This window comes from Kiloniella litopenaei, assembly GCF_000982415.1.
GTDB lineage: Bacteria > Pseudomonadota > Alphaproteobacteria > Kiloniellales > Kiloniellaceae > Kiloniella > Kiloniella litopenaei.
Map to the genome: position 1 here is coordinate 1 of NZ_LANI01000045.1, position 4,259 is coordinate 4,259.

The window sequence follows — 4,259 nt, forward strand, 5'->3', positions numbered from 1 at the left end:
ACAACACGGATGTGGACAGCTACAACTTTACCGTTGATGTTTCCGATACGACGCCGACAATTTCTGTCGATACGACAGATGGTGTTGTCAGCGAAGCGGCCTTGCCGGATGGTACTTCACCTGGAGGTGCAGAGGGCCTAACAGCTTCTGGTACTTTTGATATTGATGCCAATGGCACAGATACTTCTGGTGGTGATACACTGGCAAAAGTTGAAGTCCAGAATGAAAATGGTGCATGGGTTGATGTTACTGGTGGCGGAACAGTCTCTGGTGATTATGGAGAGCTGGTCGTTAGCGTTGATGGTTCTGGTAACTATAGCTGGACCTATACACTAAGCGATAACACGACAGATCATACAGATACCTCAACAACAGATGGTGATGGTGATCGTGGTGCAGATGATACTGTGCCTGATAACTTTGGTGTACGTGTTACCGACAGTGACGGTGACCAATCAACCAGCACCTTCAGTGTTACCGTTGAGGATGATGGTCCCGTTGCTGAAGATGATACAGATTGCATTGAAGTAAGTATTGATGCAGTACCGCCACAGAATATCGGTATTGTTATGGATTTCAGCGGTAGCGTTAGTTCTACGGAACGTGCTGCGCAGGTTGATAGTGTCAAAGCATTTGCGGCGACACTGTTTGGTGGCAATCCAAATGTAACGATCTCGATTGTAGCCTTCGATGATGATGCTGGAACAGTGGGCGTCTTCACTGATCTTGCCTCATTAAATACAGCAATGGATGCTGCTGCGGATGGGACCTTTACTCAACCTGATGGTAATAGCTATTCAGGTGGTAGTGTTACTGATTTCGAGGCAGGTCTTGAAGAACTCTTTAGCAATACAGGTGGTGCCGGTTATGCGGAACAGCCTGGAGCAAATAATCAGATATTCTTCCTGAGTGATGGAAATCGTAATGATGGTGCTTCTTCTCTCAGTAGCAATAATGTAAGTCTTGATAATAATGGTAAGGCACTACTTAACAGCGGGGCGATTGAACTGACGGCTGTTGCTATTGGTGACAGTGTTAGTCCTCAAACTTTCGAAGATTTCTTCGGGGTTGGTATCGTTGATGCGCCATCCGAAGTTGTTACCACTGCCTTTGCGGATCTTGCTGATGCACTGAATGGTAATGTTGGATCTTCTGGAAACGTTGCAACCGGAAACGTTATTACTGGTGTCGATGTTGCTAATGGGGATGCCAATCCAACAGATGGCAATGCAGATGATCTGGGTGCTGATGGCTTCGGATCAATTACCTGGGATAATGTTACCGGTGGTACAACAGTTGTTGGTGAATACGGAACACTGACGGTTGATGCTGATGGTAACTACAGCTACGCGCTGGATTATGCTGACCCGGATGTTATTGCTCTGGCTGGTGGTGCAACATTGACTGAAACTTTCACATATACCGTTAAGGATGGTGATGGTGATGGTGATACTGCTACTCTGACAATAACGCTCAAAAATACTGATCAGGATGTTGAGATTACGAACCTGATTCCTGAAGCCCAAGGTGGTGATGCGGTTGTTGATGAAGATAACCTTGCTGATGGATCAAGCCCTGATGCAGGTGCTCTGACGCAGACAGGTGACTTTAATATCTCGGCACCAGATGGTCTGGATGATCTGACAATCAATGGGGAAGCTGTGATTACTAATGGTGTGTTCACACCAGTCACAATCACGACACCAGAAGGTAATTCCCTTGAGATTACAGCCTTTAATCCAGCAGATGGTAAAGTCAGCTATAGCTATACACTTGTTGATAATTCAACGGGGCATGGTCCGGCAGATAACGGTGAAAATAATCTGTTCGATAATCTGAATGTTACAGTGACAGATGTTGATGGCGATAGCGCCAGCAGCACACTGTCCATCAAGATTGTTGATGACGTTCCAACAGCAGCTGATGACGCGGTTGAAACAACAACGGATAACAGCGTACTGCCTCAGAACATTGCTTTTGTTGTGGATGAGAGTGGCTCTGTTGGTCAGACGAACTATCAGGCCCAGATTGATGGTGTACGTACATTCATCACTGATTTGGTGACGAATGGTGCGCCGGAAAAACTGGCCTTCTCGCTTGTTACTTTTGGATCAAATGCTGAAGACTATGGTAGCTTTGTCTTCCAGGATAACGGTGTTGGTGGTATTGATCTGGATGACTTCGTTCGCATCAATGGCGATGGCACCCTGTCATCGACCACACTGGATGATACCTTGACGACAGTTCGAGGTAACTATGACAATGGTGGTTCAACGAACTATGATGCTGGTATGCAGTCTCTATTCTCAAGTAATTCTGAATACTTGACGAACCCGATTACTGATTTGCCGCTTAGCCAGAATCATTTGTATTTCATCAGTGATGGTGAGCCAAATACAACAAATACAAGTAACGATAATGAAATTGATCAGGATGTAGCGACAGCTATTGTCAACAACGCTGTTCAAGTTACAGGTATTGGTATTGGTACAAGTTCTGGTGTTCAAGATGGTCTTGAAGATTACTTCTTGAATCAAGGTGGTGGTGATAACAACAACCCAAGTATTCCTGGTGATCAATACAGCTTTGTTTCTGTTCCGAACTTCGCGAACCTTGCCGCTGAATTACTTGCGGCATCGGGAACATCGCAACAGATTGCATCTGGTTCTTTGGTTGCCAATGATGATCTTGGTGCTGATGGAGCAAGCGTAACAGCGATCTCTATTGATGGTGTTCCGGCAACGTTCAATGGTTCTACAAACTCGTGGGAGCTGGACGGAGCAACGTTTGAGTTTGGCTATAACGCAGCAACAGATGAATTTATTCTGATCTTTGATGAGGGTGAAGCAACAGATCTGACTGTGAACTACACGATCACAGATGGGGATGGCGATACATCATCAGCAGTTCTGAATATTACTGCTGCTGAGCCGCTAAGTGCTGTGGATGATAGTATCATCACAAACATCACATCCGGGGACATTGAGATTCCTGATTGGGTACTGACACAAAATGACGGGGGCAGCAGTGCTCGCGACATCAGTGGTGTTAGCAACGCATCAGGCGGATCAATGTCGCATGATGGTTCTGCGGATGAGACAACATTTACACTGGCTGATTATTCATTCGGAACTGGATATACTGTTGTTAATGAAGCTTCAAATGATGGGTGGAATAATCCGACAAATGATACAAGAGCTACGGCAGTTGATTTGACGGATCGTTCCCAATGGGGCCCAGTTACTGACGGTAATGCTGGTAATGTTAAAAATGCTGCTTTGCCGAGTATTCTTTTTAAAGGCGACATTAATAACAGAAATAATGGTAATAATCGTGATTATGACATGGTTGCAGTATCTCTCCTTGCGGGTGAGAAGCTAATTCTTGATATCGACAATGGTATTGGCGGATCAAGCAGCCAAAGTGTTGATGCTAGAGTACGTTTGTATGATTCTTCTGGTGTCGAATTAGCTGAGAATGACGACGCAGGTATTACAAATGGCGGAGCAGGTTCAACAGATAACAGAGATTCGTATCTTGAATATACAGCTTCATCGGATGGAACGTACTATGTAAGAGTCGAATCATATTATAACGATGATGATGGTGATTATGATCTCTGGCTTTCTGTTGATAACAGCGGCGTAAGCACACCAACACCTGGGTTTGATTATACTGTTGAAGACGGTGCAGACAGCGATGATGCTTCTGTTGTGATCAGTACTGTTGATAGCCTGACGCTAACAGGCACCGACGATGGTGAAATCCTGATCGGTGGCTCTCTTGCGGATATTATCAATGCCGGTGGCGGTGATGATATCTTGATCGGTGGTACTGGTGCTAATGTTCTGACCGGGGGTACAGGTTCTGATACCTTTGTTCTCAGCGATATCAGCAGTCAGGATGTGATTACTGATTTCAACGGCACAGCGGATGATGGTGAAGGTGATGTTCTGAACCTTCATGATTTACTGCTTGAAGTTGGACTTGATCAGGCAGCTATTGATGGACTGAATGATGGGAATATCTCTGATCATGTTCAGCTTGATTCTAACGCTGGTATCACAACAGTATCTGTATCATCTGACGGAAGTAGCTTCACTACCGTTGCGACATTGAATGGTGTCGGTGATAATGAAATCATTAAAGTTCAGGTTGATGATGATCATATTCTGAATTTGACAACACTTTAATGTTACCAGTTAGCTTATGAAAAAGGCGCCTTCGGGCGCCTCAGACTGCTGACAAAGTCCTCGCAA

Annotated in this window: 1 protein-coding gene; it reads left to right on the forward strand. The window is 45.0% G+C overall.

All coding sequences use genetic code 11. The features are described from left to right. Positions 1 to 4,193 (forward strand): beta strand repeat-containing protein (locus WH95_RS19985; RefSeq protein ID WP_046510197.1); only part of this gene is annotated, 4,193 nt, incomplete at its 5' end. Between the last annotated feature and the right edge of the window lie 66 nt (positions 4,194 to 4,259).